The sequence below is a fragment of the Mesorhizobium sp. B2-4-3 genome (genome assembly GCF_006442815.1).
GTDB lineage: Bacteria > Pseudomonadota > Alphaproteobacteria > Rhizobiales > Rhizobiaceae > Mesorhizobium.
Window position 1 is genome coordinate 1 of sequence record NZ_VFVL01000051.1, and the last position, 21,110, is coordinate 21,110.

Below are 21,110 nucleotides of genomic sequence, written 5' to 3' on the forward strand. Positions count from 1 at the left end.
CGTCCTTCGCCGAGCAGGGGTATTCGGACGGCAGCGGGACGACATCGATCCAAACCAGCAAGCCGCTTTTGAAGCGGAGCTCGCCTGCGGGGATAGTCGGAGCGAAATTGCGAAGCCAATCGCGCAACGTATCATCGTTGTCGGCGATGATAGTTCTTCTTGCGCCTTCCCAGATCCTGACAATCCGCGATGGCGGCGCGGGTTCGATCAGCGACAGGATGGTCCGAGCCTGTCCGCGTCCTGCATGATGCCAATATGTGAGAAACTCGCTTCGGAAGTCACCATTGCGTTCGCCGCGGATCAGCGCTTCGATCAGATCGAATGTCATCTCAAGCAGTTCGGCGATTCCGGCGTACGGATCATCGATGGGAAACGTGGCGTGATCCGGCACCAGACAGAGCACGCCGTCTCTTTCGACATGGGGCCAAGTCAGAAAGGAAGGACGATCGACCAGCGCGACCTGCGCGGGCGCAAAAGGGAAGGCCGCGGTCACCAGGACGTCGAGCCGGCGCCGGCAATCGGAAAAGTCGCAGTCGAAACGCCAGCCGATTTCAGCGGAGCGCCCCCGGTAGGTGGCGAGCTGTCTGGCGTCGAGCCTTCGCGGGCGCAAGCCAGCTTGCTGCCAGCGTGATTCAACGAGGCTGACGGCTGACTTGAAGCACTTCGCGAGAGGGTCAACACCCTCAGGCATTCCGGCGATCTCCCTCAATGCGGACAGCCGAGGTCCGCGCCTGTGCCTCGCTGCGAACAAGACCCTCGGTCAGCAGGGCCGGCGTACCGAGCCGAGAAGCCGAACGCCGCCGCGTCTGGTCCGCAATGTCTGCACCAACGCCTTTGGCAAGTTGCTCGGTGATCAATTGCTTGTTGGACAATTGTGCCACTGCTGCGAAATCGGCGCGGGCCTTTTGCAGCCAATTATGGAATTCCTTCTCCCGCTCCGGATGCTCCTTCCACTTATCGGCGAAGTTCTCGAGCGGATCGCTGGGATTGGCGATAAGACGGCTCCCGTCCGCCGCGGTTCCGATGAAGCTGTCCATCTTCGTCAGGATCACGAACAGCGCCTCGGCGATCTTCTCCTCTCCTTCGTAGGAGTGGGCGGCGAGCGTCGTCAGGATGATCGAGATAGGTTTGTCGTCGCTGCGGCCGATGTACATGATGTCGCGATGGCGCTTCAGGATCATGATTGCGTACTGCAACGGGGTGCGGATCCGATAGTCCGGAATTGGCTCGGTGCCCGCCGTCACGCCTTTCTGAAGAAGCTCTTTCTTGCGCTTGTCGTAGGCTTTGGCCATGCGTGTCAGAAACCATTTCAGATAGCCGCGTGGATTCGAGCGCTGCCAATCCGCCGCGATAACCTGGTAGCGCGGGTGGCGGTTGTCGGTGATCGAGATTGCGGTCTCGGCGAGCGAAGCATCGAAGCCGCGCGTTTTCAGGAGTTGGGCCAGTTCGCTGCCGCTCGGAATTCCGGGCGTGACGTCCATGTGGAATTGAGCTTCGTCCGCGTAAGGCTGCCTCCAGCAGCGGCGATGCTCCTCAAGCGGCTTGATCATGTTCTTGCTGCGGGCGTAGAGCCTCATTTCGATTTCGAGAAGCCGCTTTAGATTGGCCTGCGTGATCGCGTACTTCGTCAGGCGACGAAACTCGCAGACGGCATCGATGTCGTAGTGCTCGTCCGCGGTGAGCGGTGGCGTGACGGTGCCGAGACCGAACGACCCCTGGACGTGGACCTGCGGCTCATATTGCCGAATTGTCGACTCCGGTCGGTTGAGCCAGTCGCCCAGCGAGTTGTAGCTCGTCTCCGCCTGTTCGTATCGACGCTCGGGTATCTCAAGTTCTTTGGCGAGGTCTTCGAGAACTTCGTCGGCCTCTGGGGTGATCGTCGGGAGCAAATGCACGTTCATGAAAAACTCCTGATTAACTGGCGTGTTCAAGTTCGTGGGCGAAAATGAAGCCGCCCAGCTTTCTGTTTTGGTCGTAGATCTTGAGAGCGGGGTGCGCCTTCGACTGCCAGGAGCGACCAGCTTCGACGGCAACGGAAACTGGAACGGCTGGAAAGACGTGCACGATCGTGTCCTCGCCGTGGGCAACCTTGATCGCGTCCAGGGTTGTCCTAAAAAGGCGCGCGAACTCAGCCAGATCGACCGGGCTGCGGATGATGTCGTTATGAGCTCCGTCGGCAGCGATGGACCAAATCGCAACGTCGTTGCCGAGCACTGAATGGATCCGCTCGTCCACAACCGGTGCGCTGATCTCCAGTTTCAACGCGACGTGGCCGGCCGGACCGGACGGCCGCAGGACGCTGTACTGGAGTGTCGGAGCCTTCGGGTCCCACTTCCAACCCTTGGGGCTGCGCAACAACTGCCGTACGTCTGCAGTCGCGATGTCGGAGATCAGGCGGCCCAACTCCATCAGGAGCGGAATTGGCGCCAATCCGAATACTGTCAGGCGCCGGATTTCCTGCCGCTCCATCCGCCCGCGGACTTTCTCGGCAAAGCCGGCCCGCAGGTTGCGGATTTGAATGCGCCAGAAATCCGGTTCGTGATCGGGCAGATCGAGCGTTGCGAGATCGAGATCGATCCAACCGTCATCAAGGGGATAGCGATCTGGGATCATCGACCATTTGAGGTCGCCTTTGGCCAAGGGGGCTTCGTTGGTTCCAATCTTCGCAGCGTATCGAATGACGTGGCTGCCCAAATCCTCGTCGATGGCTGTGACCGTCCGAATCCGATCTTCGTGCCGGCGTTTCATCGCCGCCAGGACATCGGCGGGATGTTCGGCGACCATATCGCGATCGAAAACACGGTGGTGACGGTCGCAGACCAGCATCAGGTTGTTGGGGTCCTGGGCAAGTTTGGGCGACAGAACTGGATCTCCGCGCGGACCATCCTTCGAGTCCGCAATGATGTGCCCGATATAAGCCGCGTTGGCTTCGGCAGCCCCCGACACCTCGTCGCCGATCAGGAGAGCATTGCATCCCGCGTACTGACACCGTCCCGCTGCGCGGCCCCATACAATGTTCTTGACCTTGTCCGGTAATGGCCGCCGACGCTCACGACGCGGTTCGGGTTGCGCCTGATCTCCCATCTCTGCCTCTGCAACCAGATCCATGTTTTCGTCTCTCGGTTGATTCACGTTTCGTTCGGCTCGGTATTTCGCGGCAAGCCTGAGCACGCCGCGAAACCTCTTCATTATCACTCTGCCCGTCCCACCAGTGAGCAGACTTCGTGTGTCGAATGAGCAGTCTACCTTGACATTGAGCGAGGTTCAGTGACGCGTCAGGGGGTGGAAAATGTATTGACAGGCGATTTGCTCGCGCCGCCGCAGGCGTCCCACTTCTCACATAATCCGCAGCATCTCACTTTCCGGATTTCTCAGCAGCGGCCGTTGGCCGCTCCAAGTACACAACATTGGCTTGTAGGTACAAAACTTTGGCTCTCCGACTATCATTGGGGCCGATCAGCTGCACCCGCTCGTGCTTCCACACGTGTCGCACTTCTCGCAGGTGCCGTTTCGCACCATGGTGAAGTTGTGGCACTCGGAGCATTCGTTGCCGGTGTAGCCCTGGAGCAGCGATTGCTGGCGCCTTGTCGCGGCGAGCTTCTTCGCCTCGGCCGCTTCGTTGGCTGCGGCGTCGGTGAATAACGCTTCGGTGCCGCCGGCGGCCTCTGCCTCTTCTTCCACCATACCCTCGGCCAGTTCCCGGGCGCGCTCCTCATAGTCGCGCTTGTAGGCGAGCGCTTCGTCGCTGGCAGGCTTCAGCGCCAGCACGTTGGAGCCGGCGAAGGCGGTCGGTGCTGCGCGGGCAGGGGCCGGCGTCGAAGTTGAGCCACCAAAGCCCTTGGGCTCGCTGCCGATGCCCGACACCAGCTTCACCGGCGAGGCGCCGCGATAGAGACCCTTGGAGAAGGGCGTCGCCTTGCCTTCGGTGATGCCGCGGCCGAGCGCGGTCTTGTCGAAGTCCGACTGGTCGACATGGGCGAGGTCGTGGCGGCCGAGATAGGAGACCGCGAGCTCGCGGAACACGTAGTCGAGGATCGACGTCGCGTTCTTGATGGCGTCGTTGCCCTGCACCATGCCGGCCGGCTCGAACTTGGTGAAGGTGAAGGCCTCGACATATTCATCGAGCGGCACGCCATATTGCAGGCCGAGCGAGATGGCGATGGCAAAATTGTTCATCATCGCGCGGAAGGCGGCGCCTTCCTTGTGCATGTCGATGAAGATCTCGCCGAGGCGGCCGTCGTCGAACTCACCGGTGCGGAGATACACCTTGTGGCCGCCGACGACAGCCTTCTGGGTGTAGCCCTTGCGGCGGTTCGGCAGTTTCTCGCGGTCGCGGTAGAGCCGCTCGATGACGCGCTCGACGATTTTTTCCGTCACCTGCACGGCGCGCTGCGCGGCGGGTGCCGCGATCAGCTGCTCGACTGCTTCGTCCTCGTCCTCCTCGCCATCGGCGAGCAGCGAGGCATTGAGCGGCTGCGACAGCTTCGAGCCGTCGCGATAAAGCGCGTTGGCCTTCAGCGCCAGCTTCCAGGACAGCATGTAGGCGTTCTTGGCGTCCTCGACCGTCGCCTCGTTCGGCATGTTGATGGTCTTGGAGATGGCGCCCGAGATGAAGGGCTGCGCTGCCGCCATCATCAAGATGTGGCTGTTGATCGAGAGCGAGCGCTTGCCGATCTTGCCGCAGGGGCTCGCGCAATCGAATACCGGCAGATGCTCGGCCTTGAGGAAGGGCGCTCCTTCCAAAGTCATCGCACCGCAGACATGGATGTTGGCGGCGTCGATGTCCTTCTTCGAGAAGCCGAGAGCCGGCAGCATCTCGAAGGAGATGTCGCTGAGCTGCTCGTCGGTGAAGCCGAGCGTCTCCTTTACCCAGTCGGCGCCGAGCGTCCACTGGTTGAACACGAACTTGATGTCGAAGGCCGACTTCAGCGCCGCGTTCAGCGCCGCGATCTTTTCGTCGCTGAAACCCTTGGCCTTGAGCGAGCCGGGGTTGATGCCGGGCGCCTGGTTGAGGTTGCCGTGGCCGACCGCGTAGGCCTCGATCTCGGCGATCTGGCTCTCGGAATAGCCCAGCGTGCGCAGCGCTTCCGGCACGGCGCGGTTGATGATCTTGAAATAGCCGCCGCCGGCGAGCTTCTTGAACTTCACCAGCGCGAAGTCGGGCTCGATGCCGGTGGTGTCGCAATCCATGACGAGACCGATCGTGCCGGTCGGCGCGATCACGGTCGCCTGCGCGTTGCGGTAGCCATGCTCCTCGCCGAGCTCGATGGCGCGGTCCCAGGCGGCGCGAGCATGCTCGGCCAGCGCCTGCTGCTTCAGGTCGGCGGCGACCAGCGGCACCGGATTGACGGCGAGCTTCTCGTAGCCGTCCTTGTCTCCGTAAGCGGCGCGACGGTGGTTGCGCATGACGCGCAGCATGTTCTGCGCATTGCGGTCATAGTCCGGGAAGGCGCCGAGCTCGGAGGCCATCTCGGCCGAGGTCGAGTAGGCAACGCCGGTCATGATGGCGGTGAGCGCTGCGCAGATCGCGCGGCCCTCGTCGGAGTCGTAAGGGATGCCCGAGGTCATCAGCAGGCCGCCGATATTGGCGTAGCCGAGGCCGAGCGTGCGGTAGTCGTAGGAGAGCTTGGCGATCTCCTTGGACGGGAACTGCGCCATCATCACCGAGATTTCGAGCACGACGGTCCACAGGCGAACGGTGTGCTCGTAGGCGGCGATGTCGATCGTGCCGTCTTCGCGGCGATAGGGCAAAAGGTTGATCGAGGCGAGGTTGCAGGCCGTGTCGTCGAGGAACATGTATTCCGAGCACGGGTTGGAGGCCCGGATCGCACCGGCGGAGGCGCAGGTGTGCCAGTCGTTCATCGTCGTGTTGAAGTGCAGGCCCGGATCGGCGGAAGCCCAGGCGGCGTAGCCGATCTTTTCCCACAGGTCGCGCGCCTTCAGCGTCTTCAGTACCTTGCCGTCCTTGCGGGCGGTGAGCTGCCAGTCGCCATCGGCCTCGACGGCGCGCAGGAAATTGTCCTTCAGCGACACCGAGTTGTTGGAGTTCTGGCCGGAGACGGTGAGGTAGGCGTCCGAATCCCAGTCGGTGTCGTAGGTCTTGAACGACATCGAGGTGTAGCCTTGCTTGGCGAACTGGATGACTCGGTAGATGTAGTTCTCCGGCACCGCGTCCTTCTTGGCCGCCTTGATCTCGCGCTTCAGCGCCGTGTTCAGTACCGGGTCGAAGCAGTCGTCGTCATGGCCTTCGCAATTGACGCAAGCCTTCATGATGGCTTCGAGATGCTTCTTGACGATCTTGGAGCCGGTCACGAGCGAGGCGACCTTCTGCTCTTCATTGACCTTCCAGTCGATGAAGTCCTCGATATCCGGGTGGTCGGCGTCGACGATGACCATTTTCGCCGCGCGGCGTGTCGTGCCGCCCGACTTGATGGCGCCCGCCGCGCGGTCGCCGATCTTGAGGAAGCTCATCAGGCCGGACGAGCGGCCGCCGCCGGAAAGCTTCTCGCCTTCGCCGCGCAGCATCGAGAAGTTCGAGCCGGTGCCGGAACCGTATTTGAACAGGCGCGCCTCGCGCACCCACAAATCCATGATGCCGCCTTCGTTGACGAGATCGTCCTGCACGCCCTGGATGAAGCAGGCATGCGGCTGCGGATGCTCGTAGGAGGACTTCGACTTGGTCAGCTTGCCGGTGAAGGGGTCGACATAGAAGTGGCCCTGGCTGGGGCCGTCGATGCCGTAAGCCCAGTGCAGGCCGGTGTTGAACCATTGCGGCGAGTTCGGCGCGACGCGCTGGGTGGCGAGCATATAGGCGAGTTCGTCGCGGAAGGCGCGCGCGTCGTCCTCGGATTTGAAGTAGCCGCCCTTGTAACCCCAATAGGTCCAGGTGCCGGCGAGGCGATCGAAGACCTGGCGGGCGTCGGTCTCCGAACCATAGCGCTCGGCCTCGGGCAGCTTGGCGAGCTCGGCCTCGTCGGCAACCGAACGCCACAGGAAGGAGGGGACGTCGTTCTCCTCGACCTTCTTCAGGCGCGCAGGCACGCCGGCCTTGCGGAAATATTTCTGCGCCAGGATGTCGGCCGCGACCTGGCTGAACTGCGCCGGCACATCGATATTGTCCAGGCGGAACACCACCGAGCCGTCGGGATTCTTGATCTCCGACAAAGCCTTGCGAAATTCGATCTCCGCATAGGCAGATTGTTCTGGCTTGGTGAAGCGACGCTCGATGCGCATTGGTCCCGTTCCTTTGTGTCTATATATAGCGCTTTTCCCCAGGGATTGCTGCCCCACATGGCGAAAAGCGCAGTCCGCCGTTTGCCGGCATCGCGGGCGACGCCGACACTCTCCTCGTCGCGGGCGCCACCATGCAGACAAGCAAACGCCTTTCCAGGCGCTTACCCAGGTTGCCGGCCGACCCGCGGGTCCCTCGAACTGAAACTTTTGTCGATTCCCTCCGTAGAGGGAGGTTCACACTATCTAGCGTCGAGTCTGCCTGCAAACACTAAATATAGTGTTAACAGATCATTTTTTCCAGACCGACAATTCTCCCTTTCGCCCACCCAAGCCCTAACGATCCCCACGCCTCCGCCGGCCTCGTGAACAGGCGGAAATCCGGGCAAAACGCACAAAATCCGGGAAAAAAGACCGGGCTCGAAACTCTCCGGTCGCGCCCGCAACAGGAGCGCATGGCCTATAAAAAGCGACTCGTTCCGACCCGTCAAGGATTCGTTTGCGTAGCTTTTGTGACCCCAACATCTTGTGTGTCACATATGTGGATAACGGGGACATAGGGAGCTTGGGTTCGCTGGCACTTGACGCGCTTTATCAATCTGCCGGGAAGCCGTGTCGGGCCGTCGGCTTTTCATTTTAGCTGGCTTGCACTATCTGTTGCGTTCGCGCGGGGGCGCGCCTTGTCAACACCAAAAGCATCCGCTACGCCCCGCTCATGACAGTTACCGTACGTTTTGCCCCATCGCCGACCGGCCGCATCCATATCGGCAACGCGCGCACCGCGCTGTTCAACTGGCTTTTCGCCATGAACAACAAGGGCCGTTTCATCCAGCGCTTCGACGACACCGACATTGCCCGCTCGAAGCAGGAATATGCCGATTCCATCCTTTACGACCTGCATTGGCTGGGCATCTTCCCGGATGTCACCGAATACCAGTCGCGTCGCTTCGAGATTTATGACGGCGCGGTCGAGCGGCTGAAGGCGGCGCGGGTGCTCTATGCCTGCTACGAAACGCCTGAAGAACTCGACCTGCGCCGCAAGGTGCGCCGCACGCGCGGCCTGCCGCCGGTCTACGGCCGCGAGGCGCTGACGCTGACGCCGGAGCAGGTGGCCGAATACCAGTCGGACGGGCGCAAACCGCACTGGCGCTTCCTGCTGCCCAACTTCACCGGCGATCCGCTGCAGCCCGAACGGACCGAAGTGCATTGGAACGACCTGGTGCGCGGCGAGGAGACGGTCGACCTTGCTTCGCTGTCGGATCCGGTCCTGGTGCGCGAGGACGGCACCTATCTCTACACGCTGCCTTCGGTGGTCGACGATATCGATATGGGCGTCAGCCACGTCATTCGCGGCGACGACCATGTCACCAACACCGGCGTGCAGATCGCCATCTTCAAGGCGCTCGGCGCCGAGCCGCCCGTCTTCGGCCACCACAATCTGCTCACCACCGTGTCGGGCGAGGGGCTGTCGAAGCGCACCGGAGCGCTGTCGATCGAAAGCCTGCGCGACGACGGCATCGAGCCGATGGCGGTCGCTTCGCTGGCGGTGCTTGTCGGCACGTCGGAAAATGTCACCGCCGCGCACGATCTCAACGAGCTTGCCGGCCATTTCGACCCGGCGGCGACATCCAAGTCCGCCTCCAAGTTCGACCCGGACGAGCTCTTCGTGCTCAACCGCACGCTGATCCATCATATGCCGTTCGAGGAAGCGCGCGACCGGCTTATCGTGCTGGGCATTTCCGGCGACATGGCCGAGCCGTTCTGGATGGCCGTGCGCGGCAATCTCGATCGCCTGTCGGACGCGGTCGCCTGGTGGCGAATCGTGGGCGAGGGCCCGCAGGAACCGGCCGAGTTTTCCGGCGAGGACCGCGATTTCCTCAATCAGGCGTTCGAGCTTTTGCCGGAGGAACCGTGGAACGGCACGGTGTGGAAGGACTGGACCGGCAAGATCAGGGAAGCAACCGGGCGCAAGGGAAAGCCGTTGTTCATGCCGCTGAGGCTTGCCCTTACCGGGCGGACTTCGGGGCCGGAGCTTTCAGATCTATTGCCGCTGATGGGTCGGGAAGGAACGCTGGCCCGACGACCCTGACCTTGCGCTGATCCGGCGGCAGCGCCGAGACCGGCGACACCGGCACCTTGGTGGTCAGCCGCTTGATCGCAGCCTGGTCCAGCCCGCCCTCGGCATTGGCGAGCGTTTCCGGATCGGCGCCGGGATCCGGCTTGGACGCCGGCACGGGAATGAAGGGCGCTGCCTCGCCGTCGGGCTGCGACTGTTCGGGATTGGGCGGGTTGCCGCCGATGATCGTGAAGTTGCCGGCCTGCGCGTTGCAGCCGCAGGTCGGCGGCCGTGAATAATTGGCCTGCTTGTAGAGATAGGCGGTCGGCAGCTCGCTGTAGGGTTGACCGGTCGCCGACGAGGTCATCGAGCCAGAGTCGTCGTCCATTCCACGCGAATAGAAGACCTGCATCTCGGTGCCCGGGCAGCTCGATTCGCAGTTTTTCTGGTCGCGCTCGAAGTCGCCGGCGGATGCCGCGTTGGACATCGGGAAGAAATAGCCGTCGCAGGTGCGCACGCATATGGTGTGGAACTCGCCGCCCGGGCGGGGCAGGTCTATGCCGTCCGACGGGTTGATCACGCGGCGGATGTCGCGCACGCTCGGATCATCGAGCGGCACCTCCGGGTCCGGCATATCGGGGGCATCGGGCGTTTCGAGCTGCCGGTCCTGGCGGCCGAAAAGCTGCTCGAACAGATTGCCGCCGCCATTGTCGCGGGCCGCCTCCCGAAGCGGGGCGCGGCGCGGCGCGATCTCGTCGTCGCGGCAGCCATTGGCATCGAGCGCCGCCAGGATGCGGCCGCGGTCGCGCCGCGTGCCGCCGGCGGCCAGCCGCTCGCGCTTGGCCTGCAATGCGTCGAGATTGGCGTTCATGCGCTGGATCGAGACGTTGATCGCCGCGCATTGGCTGACATTGCGCGAAAACAGCGTGAAGCCGCAACCGGCGTCGCTTGCCCGGCCGCGGGCCTTGGCGAGCTGCTCGCTCTGACGCTGGATGGCATCATCATATTTGCGCACGATGCCGGGGCCTCCGCCACCACCGCGGGCGGTGGCGAGTTCGGCTTCGAGTTGCCTGCATATACGAGAGGCCGCCTGGGATTCAGCGACGGCGACAGCCGAGCCTGCAAGCGCTGCAAGCAGCGTCGCAAGATGCATCAGCTTCAACCCCTTCATCCGCCTGGAATCCCGATTGCCCGTGACCGGAAGACTATCGCGTTCGTGGTTAAATGTTTCCTAGTAAAGGCCATACCGATGCCAGCAAAAGCATGACGATTCCAACAAACGCAACGTTCCAAACGAGCGAGCGGAGCAGGGGAACGCCTGATGCGTAGAGCGGAAGATAGATCAGCCTGGCCGAAAAATAGAGTCCGGCTCCCCACCTGCTGAGCGCGGACTCGTGGCCAGCCGCGTGGACAAGAAAAACCGCCGCCACGAACACTGGAAATGTCTCGACGAAGTTCCGCAATGCCCTTTCCAGGCGCCCCGCCATCCCCGTGAGCGGAGGGACTTCGGCGTCCCGGGCGCTGGCCGTCCAGCGGTAACCTCGCTGGAAGCTCGCCGAATGCGAGGCTAGAACTATGTGAATGAAACAGAGCACGCAACTTGCGGCGAGCATGGCTAGTTCGAAGCTCATTCAACCCTCGCACCTGCCCATCAGTCTTTGGCGCTTGAATATCGAAACGTGACAGTGTGGCCGCGATGGCCGCCACCAACTTACGATGAAGCGCCATCGGTGTTTTCGGCCGGAGTCGTCCTCAACCCAGATTGGCGATCGCCTGCGCCTTGTGCGCAGCCTCGACCACCGCCAGTGCCGTCATGTTGACGACGCCGCGCGAGGTCACCGACGGCGTCAATATGTGCGCGGGCTTGTCGGTACCGAGCAGGATCGGCCCGACATGCAGCGCGTCCATCATAGCGCGTAAAGCCGTCAGCGTGATGTTGGCCGAATCGAGGTTCGGGAAGACCAGGAGATTGGCTTCGCCCTTCAGCCTGGAATGCGGATAGACGCGCTGGCGTAGATGCTCCGACAGCGCCGTATCGGCATGCATCTCGCCGTCGCACTGCAAGCCGGGCGCGATGCGGCCGAGGATTTCCGCCGCGCGGCGCATCTTCAGCGCGCTCGGGGAATCGCGCGAGCCGAAATCCGAATGCGACAGAAGGGCTGCCTTCGGCTCGATGCCGAAGCGCTGGATTTCCTCCGCCGCCAGCACCGTCATTTCGGCGATCTCCTCCGCCGTCGGATCGACCGAGACATGCGTGTCGGTGAGGAAGATGATACCGCGCTGCGAGATCAGCATCGACAGCGTCGACAGGTCCCGATCCTTGATGCCGGCGCGCGGCCCGATGATCAGCGCGACATTGCGCAGATGCCGCTCGAAGCGGCCTTCGAGGCCGCAGACCATGGCGTCCGCGTCGCCGCGCTTCAGCGCCAGGGCCGCGATCACGGTGTTGTCGGTGCGCACCATGGTCCGGGCGGCCTCCGTCGTTATGCCGCGCCGGCCGGCCAGTTCGATCAAGAGGTCGACATAGTAGCGGTAACGCGGATCGTCCTCCGGATTGATCAGGGCGAAATCAATGCCCGGACGGATGCGCAGGCCGTAGCGCTTCAGGCGGACCTCGACCACGTGCGGGCGGCCGATCAGGGTCGGTTCCGCGATGCCTTCCTCCAGCACCACCTGCGCGGCGCGCAGCACGCGCTCGTCCTCGCCGTCGGCATAGATGACGCGCTTGGCGCTCGAGGTTTTGGCGGAGGAGAATACCGGCTTCATCACCAGGCCGGAGCGGAAGACGAAGCGGTTGAGCTTGTCGATATAGACGGTGAAGTCGGCGATCGGCCGCGTCGCAACGCCGGTGTCGCAGGCAGCCTTGGCCACCGCCGGCGCTATGCGCAGGATAAGGCGCGGGTCGAAGGGCGAGGGGATCAGGAAATCGGGGCCGAACATCGGCGTCTCGCCGGAATAGGCGCGCGCCGCGACATCCGAAGGCTCCTCGCGTGCAAGGGCGGCGATCGCCCGCACGGCCGCCATCTTCATCTTCTCGTTGATGGCGCTGGCGCCGCAATCGAGCGCGCCGCGGAAGATGTAAGGAAAGCACAGCACATTATTGACTTGGTTGGGAAAATCCGAGCGCCCGGTGCAGATCATGGCGTCCGGCCGCGCGGCGCGCGCCACTTCCGGCATGATCTCGGGGTTGGGGTTGGCCAAAGCCAGGATCAGCGGTTTCGGCGCCATATGCTGCAGCAGCTCCGGCTTCAGCACGCCGGCGGCGGAAAGGCCGAGGAAGACGTCGGCGCCGGAGATGACATCGGCCAGCGTGCGCGCCTCGGTATCCTTCACATACGGGTCTTTCCAGCGATCCATCTCCTCGACGCGACCCTTGTGGGCGACGCCGAAACGGTCGGTGACCCAGATGTTTTCGACCCTGGCGCCGAGCGAGACCAAAAGGTTGAGGCAGGCAAGTGCTGCCGCACCCGCGCCGGACGTGACGATCTTGATGTCGGAGATTGCCTTGCCGGCCAGTTCCAGCCCGTTGAGCACCGCGGCTGCGACGATGATCGCGGTGCCGTGCTGGTCGTCGTGGAACACCGGAATGCCCATGCGGGCCTTCAGCCGCTCCTCGACCTCGAAACATTCCGGCGCCTTGATGTCCTCGAGGTTGATGCCGCCGAAGGTCGGCTCGAGCGCCGCCACCGTCTCGACCATGCGGTCGATCTCGGGCGCATCGATCTCGATGTCGAAGACGTCGATGCCGGCGAATTTCTTGAACAGCACCGCCTTGCCTTCCATCACCGGCTTGGAGGCGAGCGGGCCGATATTGCCCAGCCCCAGAACGGCGGAGCCGTTGGAGACGACGCCGACGAGATTGGCGCGGGCGGTGTAGTCGGCGGCGGTGGCTGGGTCGTCGCGGATCTCGAGGCAAGGCGCGGCGACGCCCGGCGAATAGGCAAGCGCCAAATCCCGCTGGTTGCCGAGCGGCTTCGTCGCCTGGATCTCGAGCTTTCCCGGTGTCGGATGCTTGTGGAAGAAGAGGGCGGCCTCGTCGAGGTCCGACCGGGCCGTTTTCTTGTTCTCGCTGTCCATTGCGGCCCTCCCACTGTTCCTGATTTGGAGCCTTTTAGCATGTGCCGACGAGTCTTCGCGACGGCAAATCGCGGACCCCGGCCTTCACAATGCCGAAGCGAAAATAATCAACCGATTCCAGACGGTTGGCTCGAGAGCCTCAGGCGCATCGGATTGGCGGTGGTCAAAACGCGCTGACGTAGAGACCGCCGTCGACCGGGATGTTCTGGCCGGTGAGGTAGCCGGCATGGACGGAGCAGAGGAAGGCGCAGATCTGGCCGAACTCCTCCGGCGTGCCGAGACGTTTTGCCGGCACGTCGGCGCTGATGCGGGCCTTGCGCGCGGCGGCCGCGGCCGGGTCTTCCTCGGTGCCGGCCTCATGCGGGCCGCGCAGCCGGTCGGTATCGAGCTTGCCGGGCAAGAGGCTGTTGATGGTGACGTTGCGGTCGATCACCGTGCGCGCCACGCCGGCCAGGAACGAGGTCAGGCCGGCGCGCGCGCCGGACGACAGGTCGAGGCCGGGGATCGGCACATAGACCGACAGCGAGGTGATGTTGACGATGCGGCCGAAGCCACGCTTGGCCATGCCGTTGATGACCGCCTGGACGAGCTCGATCGGCGTGACCATGTTCTGCGTAACGCCTTCGACGATCTTCGCGCGGTCGAGCTCGCGGAAATCGCGCAGCGGCGGGCCGCCATTGTTGTTGACCAGGATGTCGGGATCCGGGCAGGCGGCGAGCATCGCCTTCTGCACCTCCGGCTTCGACACGTCGCCGGCAACTTCGATGACCTTGACGCCGAACCGGTCGCGGATGTCCTTGGCGGTCTTGGCCACAAGTTCGGCGCTGCGGCCGTTGACGACGAGGTCGACACCGGCTTCGGCAAGCGCCATCGCGCAGCCGCGCCCCAGTCCCTTGCTCGAGGCGCAGACGATAGCCTTCTTCCCGCGAATGCCGAGATCCATGGCGGTTTTCTCCTGATTGACTTGCGCGCAAGCTAGCGCCTGGGCTGGACCAACCGCAACCGTCATACGGTTGTTGCATGAATCGGGGCATAGGCACGCGAAAGCAAAGGGTAAAATCGTCATGTCAGACCCAGAGCCCCGCACTTTCCGCGCGCTGTTCATTTCCGACGTGCATCTCGGCTCGAAAGCGGCCAAGGCCGATTTCCTGATCGATTTCCTGCGTTATCACGACGCCGAAATCATCTATCTGGTCGGCGATATCGTCGACGGCTGGCGGCTGCGGCGCAGCTGGCACTGGCCACAGAGCCACAACGACGTGGTGCAGAAGCTGCTGCGCAAGGCGCGCAAGGGCGCCTCGATCACCTATATCGCCGGCAATCACGACGAATTCGCCCGCCAGTTCCAAGGCGTGCATTTCGGCGGCATCGTCGTCGCCGACCGCGCCATCCACGAGACCGCCGACGGCCGGCGCCTGCTGGTTATCCATGGCGACCAGTTCGACACGGTGGTGCACAACCAGCGCTGGCTCGCGTATCTCGGCGACTATGCCTATGACGCGGCGATGCTGGTCAACCGTGCCGTGACCAAGCTGCGCCACCTGCTCGGCCTGCCTTACTGGTCGTTCTCATCCTGGGCGAAGGTCAAGGTAAAGAAGGCGGTGAACTTCATCGGCTCGTTCCAGACGGTGCTTTCGGAAGAAGCGCGGCGCTCGCATGTCGACGGCGTGATCTGCGGCCACATCCATCACGCCGCGATCGAAAGCTATGGCGACGTGCAGTACATCAACACCGGCGACTGGGTGGAAAGCTGCACGGCGGTGGTCGAGCATTTCGATGGCCGCATGGAGATCCTGACCTGGGCGCATGTGCTGCCTGAGACCACGACAGGCAGCGACGTGCTGGTGCCGGTCGACATCATCGACCTGAAGGGCAGGGCGGCTCAGGCGGCTTGAATGCAGCCATCCTGTCCTGCTGCCTTCGCTGCACTGACGCAGCACGAGCCGCCCTCGCTCCCAGGCTTCGTTCGTCAACAGCTTTGCTCTTGATCGATTGGTCCAGCCAGTTCCGCCGCGCTTTGCTGCATGTTAGGGATCGAGACACGTTGCATGGAGTTGAATGCAGCGAAATTGGATCGATTCATGTCGCTGCCGCCGCTATCGCCCGAACAGCTTGTCAAGCCAAGCCATTTCGAACTGCGCATGAGCCTGATCTTCGCGACCTTGTTCGTGTCGCAAGGCACGCATCTGCCTTATTTTCCGCTGTGGCTGCAGGCGAAAGGTTTTCATGCCGAGCAGATCGCGGTCATCCTGGCGGCGCCAATGTTCCTGCGTGTCGTGACGACGCCGATGCTGACTGCGTTCGCCGACCGCGCGAATGACCGCGCGAATGTCTATATCGCATTGGTCGCCGGCTCGATGGTCGTCTCCGCCAGTTATTTCCTGCCGGCCACCTACGCCATAGTGCTCGCCGTGTCGCTTTTGCTGACGATCGTCTGGACGCCGCATTCGCCGATGGCCGATTCGCTGGCGCTGTCAGGCGTGCGGCGCTTCGGCTCGAATTACACCGCGATGCGCAAATGGGGCTCGATCTCGTATCTCGGCGCCAATGTCGTGGGCGGATTCATCCTGGCGGCCACCGGTCCGCAGGCGGTTCCGATCATCATCTTCTTTGCGCTCGGCGCGGCCCTGGTCGCGGCATTGGCGGCGCCGCGCATGGGGCGGCCACGTAAGGCTTCGCCGCTTTCGGCAACCGAGATCCAGCATAAGGCGCCCAGCCTGTTCAACGCCTATTTCCTCTATTTCACGCTTGGCGTCGGCATCATCACCGCCAGCCACGCCTTCCTCTACGGCTTCGTCTCGATCTACTGGAAGTCGATCGGAATCGGCGATTCCGTCGTTGGCCTGCTATGGGCCTGGGGCGTGGTGTCGGAAGTCTGCATGTTCCTGTTTTTCAATCGTATTTTTGCGTCCATCTCGGTCACCAGGGTGATGGTGATCGCCGGTATCGGTTCGATCGTGCGCTGGATCGCCTTTCCGCTGGTCTGGCCGCTCGGCCTGGGCGTCGCCGGCTTCTTCGGCGTCCAGACGCTGCATTCGGTATCGGTGGCGATGGTGTTGATCGGCCTGCAGAAGATGATCGGCGAGACGGTCTCCGAGGAGCGCACGGGTGCGGCGCAAGGCATCGCCTATTTCTTCAACGGCTTTTTCATGGCGGCGGTGACGCTGGCTTCCGGCCCGCTCTATGAGCGGCTTGGCGTCGACGGCTTCCTGGCGATGATCCCGATCGCGATCATCGGCATGGTGCTGATAGGCCTCGCTTCCCGCTCAGCCCCAAAGCACCCGCTCAGGGGGTGAAACGAACGATCCCCGGTAGACAAGGCCGGGCTCGCGGTCGCGCGCAAGCAGCAGCGGGCCGTCGAGGTCGACGAAGTCCGCGTCCTGCGCGAGCAGCACCGCCGGCGCCATGGCGAGCGAGGTGCCGACCATGCAGCCCACCATGATGCCGAAGCCGAGATCGCGGGCACGGTCGCGCAGCTTCAACGCCTCCGTCAGGCCGCCCGATTTGTCGAGCTTGATGTTGACGGCGTCGTAGAGGCCGGCCAGCGCATCGAGGTCTTTCGCCGCATGAACGCTTTCGTCGGCGCAGACCGGCACCGGATGCGCGATCCGGCGCAGGATGTCGTCCTTGCCGGCCGGCAGTGGCTGCTCGACGAGCGCGATGCGGTGCTGGGCGGCGAAGGCGAGGTTTGCCTCGACATTTTCGTCGGTCCAGCCCTCATTGGCATCCAGGATGATGCGGCTTTCGGGAGCAGCTTCCGTCACAGCGCGGATTCTGGCCATGTCATTGTCGCTGCCGATCTTGACCTTCAGCAGGGGCCGCGTGGCGTTGGCGCGCGCCTGCGCGGCCATGGCCTCCGGTGTGGCGAGCGACAGGGTGTAGGCGGTTTCCAGCGGCCTGGTCGGAACGGCTCCGATCGCCACCGCCACCGGCGTGCCGGTGAGCTTGGCTTCCAGGTCCCATAACGCGCAGTCGATGGCGTTTCGCGCCGCGCCCGCGGACATAGCCGCAAGCAGGGCGGTCCGGTCGATGCCGGCGACGATCGGATCGTGCATCGCCTCGATGGCCGCGCGCACCCCCTCCATTGTCTCGCCGTAGCGCTTGTAGGGCACGCATTCGCCGCGGCCGGAACGTCCCCCGTCAGCGATCGTTACGGTGATGACTTCGGCCTCGGTCTTGGACCCGCGCGAGATGGTGAAGGTGCCGGCGATCGGGAACCGCTCCGCCTCAACCGAAATGACACGCGCCATAATTTTCTTCTCCGGCTGTGCGACACCGGTATGCCGGCAAATCGACACGCCAGTCTCGCCACGCTAAACAGGACGCCATGTTGACCATCCGCAAACGCGACGCAAGCGGCGAGGCCAAGGACGCCGAGCACCGGCCACGCGTTGCCGTGGGCGAGGAAGGGGGCGTGCTGGGCTGCGCCTTTTCCGGTGTGTGGACGACGCGCACCGTGGCGCTGGTTGATGCCGATATGCGCAAGATCGAGGGGAAAAGCGGCGCAAAGCAGCTGATGCTCGACCTTTCCCATATCGAAAAGATGGACACCGCCGGCGCCTGGCTTATCGACCGACTGGCCAGCGCCTTCGAGAAGAAAGGTGTCGAGGTCCATTTGCAGGGGCAGAGCGAGATCGCCTCGATCCTGCTCGACGCGGTCGGCGATGCGGTTCGCCGGGAGCCCGAATCGGGCCCGTCCGGGCCGCCCAACATCATCCTGCGCGCGCTGGAGCTGGTTGGCCGGCGGGTCTATGAGATGCGCGACGATTTCTTCGCCTCGATGAACATCCTCGGCGCCACGATCCGCGGCGCGCAGATGAAGCTTGGCCGCGGCCACGCGGTCAACCCGGCCGCGATCTTCAACCAGATCGATCGCATGGGCGTCGGCGCGATACCGGTGGTGGTGCTGATGTCGGCCATCGTCGGCGCCATCGTCGCCCAGCAGGGCGCCTATCAGCTCAGCTATTTCGGCGCCAACATCTTCGTCGTCGACCTGGTCGGGGTGCTGATCCTGCGCGAGCTCGGCGTGCTGATGACGGCGATCATGCTCGCGGGACGTTCAGGCAGCGCCATCACCGCCGAGATCGGCTCCATGAAGATGCGCGAGGAGGTCGACGCGCTGAAGGTGATCGGCCTCAATCCGATCGGCGTGCTGGTCTTTCCGCGGCTCGTCGCGCTGGTGATCGGGCTGCCATGCCTCACCATCATCGCCAATTTCGCCGCGCTCGGCGGCGGCATCGTCGCCGCCTGGCTCTATTCCGACATCCCGCCGGCCGCGTTCATCGACAGGCTGCGCGTCGCCATCGATCTCAGCACCATCTTTGCCGGCCTGATCAAGGCGCCGTTCATGGCCCTGATCATCGGCATCATCGCCTCGGTCGAGGGCATGAAGGTCGGCGGCAGCGCCGAATCGCTCGGCCTGCATGTGACCGCATCGGTGGTGAAGTCGATCTTCGTCGTCATCATCCTCGACGGGCTTTTCGCCATGTTCTACGCAGCGATCGGGTTCTGAGATGGCGAACGGCAGCGGCGCGGCGGCAGCGCAGGACACGAACGACGACGAAATCGTGCTTTCGGTGCGCGACGTCACCGTGGCCATCGACGGCAAGCTGATCCTCGACAAGCTCTCGCTCGACATCAAGCGCGGGGAGATCCTTGGCTTCGTCGGCGCTTCGGGCGCCGGCAAATCGGTGCTGTTGCGCACCATATTGGGGCTGATGCCGAAGCAATCGGGGACGATCAGCCTGTTCGGCGTCGATGTCGACAAGGCGAGCGACGCCGACCGCCTGCGCATCGACATGCGGCTCGGCGTCCTTTTCCAGCATGGCGCGCTGTTTTCGGCGCTGACGGTGCTGGAAAACGTGCAGGTGCCGATGCGTGAATATCTCGACCTGCCCAAGGCGCTTATGGATGAGCTCGCCTTGCTCAAGATCGAGCTGGTCGGGTTGCCGGCCGACGCGGCGCGGAAATTTCCCTCCGAGCTTTCCGGCGGCATGATCAAGCGCGCCGCGCTGGCGCGCGCCTTGGCGCTCGATCCCGACATCGTCTTTCTCGACGAGCCGACATCGGGGCTCGATCCGATCAGCGCGGCCGAATTCGACGAGCTTGTCGTCAAGCTGCGCGACACGATGGACCTGACGGTCTACATGGTCACGCACGACCTCGACACGCTGTTCACCGCTTGCGACCACGTCGCGGTGCTCGGCAAGAAGAAGGTGCTGGTCGAAGGCACGATCGACGACATGCTGAAGAGCGACGAGCCGTGGGTGAAATCCTATTTCCGCGGAAAACGCGCGCGGCAACTTGATCTTGCGGCGCGCGCATAGCCATAAGTGGAGCAATGGAAACAAGAGCCAACTACGTTATTGTCGGCATCTTCACGCTCGGTGCGATCCTGGCGGCCTTCGCCTTCGTCTATTGGACCGCGGCGATCGGCGACAGAGGCGAGACGACAATGCTGCGCGTGCGCATTCCGGGTTCGGCCTCAGGTCTCGGCCGCGGCAGCTTCGTGCTGTTCAACGGCGTCAAGGTCGGTGATGTAAAACGGGTTTACATCGACGTCGACAATCCGACGGTGGCCATCGCCGATACCGAGATCGACCGCATGACGCCGATCACCAAGTCGACACAGGCCGATATTGGCCTGGCCGGCCTGACCGGCCAGGCCAATATCGAACTCCGAGGCGCCGACCCCAAGGAAGTGAAGCTGCTCGACGAGGCGGAGAAGGAGGGCAGGATCCCCGAGATTACCGCCAATCCGTCGGCGGTCACCAACCTGTTGCAGACGGCGCAGAACATCTTCACCCGCGCCGACAAGGTTCTGAGCGAGCTCGAGGGCTTCACCAAGGACGTTCGCGGCCCGCTGACGCAGACGGTCAAGAATGTCGAGACCTTCTCCGACGCGCTGGCCAAGAACTCCGACGGCATCGACAAGTTCCTGACGGCGGTGAGCTCGCTTTCCGATCAGCTGAAGAATGTCTCGGGCCGCCTCGACAGCACGCTGAAGGCCGCCGAAGGCCTGCTCAATTCCGTCGACAAGGACCAGATCAAGAGCATCGTGGCCAATGTCGACACGGTGACGGCGAATCTGAAGGAGACCTCGAAGCAGTTCGATACAGTCATCGGCAACGTCAACACGGCGGTCGGCTCGATCAACGATTTCGCCAAGCAGACGCAAGGGACATTGGCCAAGGTCAACGGCGTGCTCGACGGCATCGATCCGGCCGACGTCAAGGCCGCTTTGGCCAACATCCAGAAGGCCAGCGCCAGCGCCGACAAGGCGGCCTCCGACATCGCCAAGGTCACCGACAAGATCGCCAACCGTTCCGACGACATCAACGAGACCATCAAGGACGCCCGCCAGCTCGCGCAGCGGCTCAACGATGCCTCGGTGCGCGTCGACGGCATCCTGGCCAAGGTCGACAAGATCCTCGGCTCCGGCGAGGCCGACGGCGTGATGGCCGATGCCAGGGCGACGCTGAAATCCTTTAAGCAGGTGGCCGACACGCTGAACTCCCGCCTTGGCACCATCGTCGACAACCTGTCGCGTTTCTCCGGCCAGGGCCTGCAGAACGTCGAGGCGCTGGTGCAGGACAGCCGGCGCTCGATCAACCGCATCGAGGAAGCGGTGACCGACCTCAGCCGCAATCCGCAGCGCATTCTGTCCGGCGGCGACGGCGAGGTCCGGCAGTTCGATGGAAGGACACGGCGTTGACTTCGGCCGCCGCGACCGCCAAGAAAATGAACC

General features: G+C 63.4%; 15 protein-coding genes. 6 read left to right on the plus strand and 9 right to left on the minus strand.

Annotation, left to right across the window (positions count from 1 at the left end; all coding sequences use genetic code 11):
- The 4 genes from FJ956_RS29020 to FJ956_RS29035 form a co-directional block, all read right to left on the minus strand.
- Window positions 1–691 (minus strand): E2/UBC family protein (locus FJ956_RS29020; RefSeq protein ID WP_281405638.1); only part of this gene is annotated, 691 nt, incomplete at its 3' end.
- Window positions 684–1,901, minus strand: coding sequence for a nucleotidyltransferase (locus FJ956_RS29025; protein WP_140684962.1), 1,218 nt, complete (start codon window positions 1,899–1,901; stop codon window positions 684–686). The genes FJ956_RS29020 and FJ956_RS29025, both read right to left, overlap by 8 nt.
- Window positions 1,902–1,914: 13 nt before the next feature.
- On the minus strand, window positions 1,915–3,189 hold the full coding sequence (locus FJ956_RS29030) for an SAVED domain-containing protein (RefSeq protein WP_246681617.1): 1,275 nt from the start codon (window positions 3,187–3,189) through the stop codon (window positions 1,915–1,917).
- A gap of 267 nt (window positions 3,190–3,456) precedes the next feature.
- On the minus strand, window positions 3,457–7,233 hold the full coding sequence (locus FJ956_RS29035) for a vitamin B12-dependent ribonucleotide reductase (RefSeq protein WP_140672745.1): 3,777 nt from the start codon (window positions 7,231–7,233) through the stop codon (window positions 3,457–3,459).
- A gap of 712 nt (window positions 7,234–7,945) precedes the next feature.
- Here FJ956_RS29035 and gltX point away from each other — a divergent pair.
- Complete coding sequence (gene gltX / locus FJ956_RS29040; protein ID WP_140672746.1) at window positions 7,946–9,319, plus strand: glutamate--tRNA ligase; 1,374 nt, start codon at window positions 7,946–7,948, stop codon at window positions 9,317–9,319.
- On the opposite strand, the gene FJ956_RS29045 is transcribed toward gltX, so the two are convergent.
- The 4 genes from FJ956_RS29045 to FJ956_RS29060 form a co-directional block, all read right to left on the minus strand.
- Window positions 9,237–10,439, minus strand: coding sequence for a DUF2865 domain-containing protein (locus FJ956_RS29045; RefSeq protein ID WP_246671969.1), 1,203 nt, complete (start codon window positions 10,437–10,439; stop codon window positions 9,237–9,239). The two genes, gltX and FJ956_RS29045, sit on opposite strands and share 83 nt — an antisense overlap.
- 67 nt (window positions 10,440–10,506) lie before the next feature.
- Window positions 10,507–10,917, minus strand: a complete 411-nt coding sequence (locus tag FJ956_RS29050) for an MAPEG family protein (protein WP_140672748.1) — start codon at window positions 10,915–10,917, stop codon at window positions 10,507–10,509.
- A gap of 121 nt (window positions 10,918–11,038) precedes the next feature.
- A complete protein-coding gene (locus tag FJ956_RS29055; protein ID WP_140672749.1) occupies window positions 11,039–13,363 on the minus strand; it encodes an NADP-dependent malic enzyme in 2,325 nt (774 codons plus the stop codon).
- A 163-nt stretch (window positions 13,364–13,526) separates the two neighbouring features.
- A complete protein-coding gene (locus FJ956_RS29060) occupies window positions 13,527–14,306 on the minus strand; it encodes an SDR family oxidoreductase (RefSeq protein WP_140672750.1) in 780 nt (259 codons plus the stop codon).
- Between the two features lie 121 nt (window positions 14,307–14,427).
- Between FJ956_RS29060 and FJ956_RS29065 the strand changes: the two genes are divergently transcribed.
- Window positions 14,428–15,258 (plus strand): UDP-2,3-diacylglucosamine diphosphatase, encoded by an 831-nt coding sequence (locus tag FJ956_RS29065; RefSeq protein WP_140672751.1) that lies wholly within the window; start codon window positions 14,428–14,430, stop codon window positions 15,256–15,258.
- 186 nt (window positions 15,259–15,444) lie between these two features.
- Window positions 15,445–16,659, plus strand: coding sequence for an MFS transporter (locus FJ956_RS29070; protein ID WP_140672752.1), 1,215 nt, complete (start codon window positions 15,445–15,447; stop codon window positions 16,657–16,659).
- On the opposite strand, the gene dgcA is transcribed toward FJ956_RS29070, so the two are convergent.
- The gene (dgcA, locus tag FJ956_RS29075) at window positions 16,630–17,613 is read right to left on the minus strand and encodes an N-acetyl-D-Glu racemase DgcA (RefSeq protein ID WP_140672753.1); all 984 of its coding nucleotides are present in this window, start codon (window positions 17,611–17,613) and stop codon (window positions 16,630–16,632) included. The two genes, FJ956_RS29070 and dgcA, sit on opposite strands and share 30 nt — an antisense overlap.
- A 77-nt stretch (window positions 17,614–17,690) precedes the next feature.
- Between dgcA and FJ956_RS29080 the strand changes: the two genes are divergently transcribed.
- The 3 genes from FJ956_RS29080 to FJ956_RS29090 are packed head-to-tail and all read left to right on the plus strand — an operon-like array spanning window position 17,691 to window position 21,077.
- Window positions 17,691–18,875: an ABC transporter permease gene (locus FJ956_RS29080; RefSeq protein ID WP_140672754.1), complete on the plus strand. Its 1,185-nt coding sequence runs from the start codon at window positions 17,691–17,693 to the stop codon at window positions 18,873–18,875.
- 1 nt (window position 18,876) lies between these two features.
- Window positions 18,877–19,689 (plus strand): ABC transporter ATP-binding protein, encoded by an 813-nt coding sequence (locus FJ956_RS29085; protein WP_140672755.1) that lies wholly within the window; start codon window positions 18,877–18,879, stop codon window positions 19,687–19,689.
- A 14-nt stretch (window positions 19,690–19,703) separates the two neighbouring features.
- Window positions 19,704–21,077: an MlaD family protein gene (locus FJ956_RS29090; protein ID WP_140672756.1), complete on the plus strand. Its 1,374-nt coding sequence runs from the start codon at window positions 19,704–19,706 to the stop codon at window positions 21,075–21,077.
- Window positions 21,078–21,110: the final 33 nt, after the last annotated feature.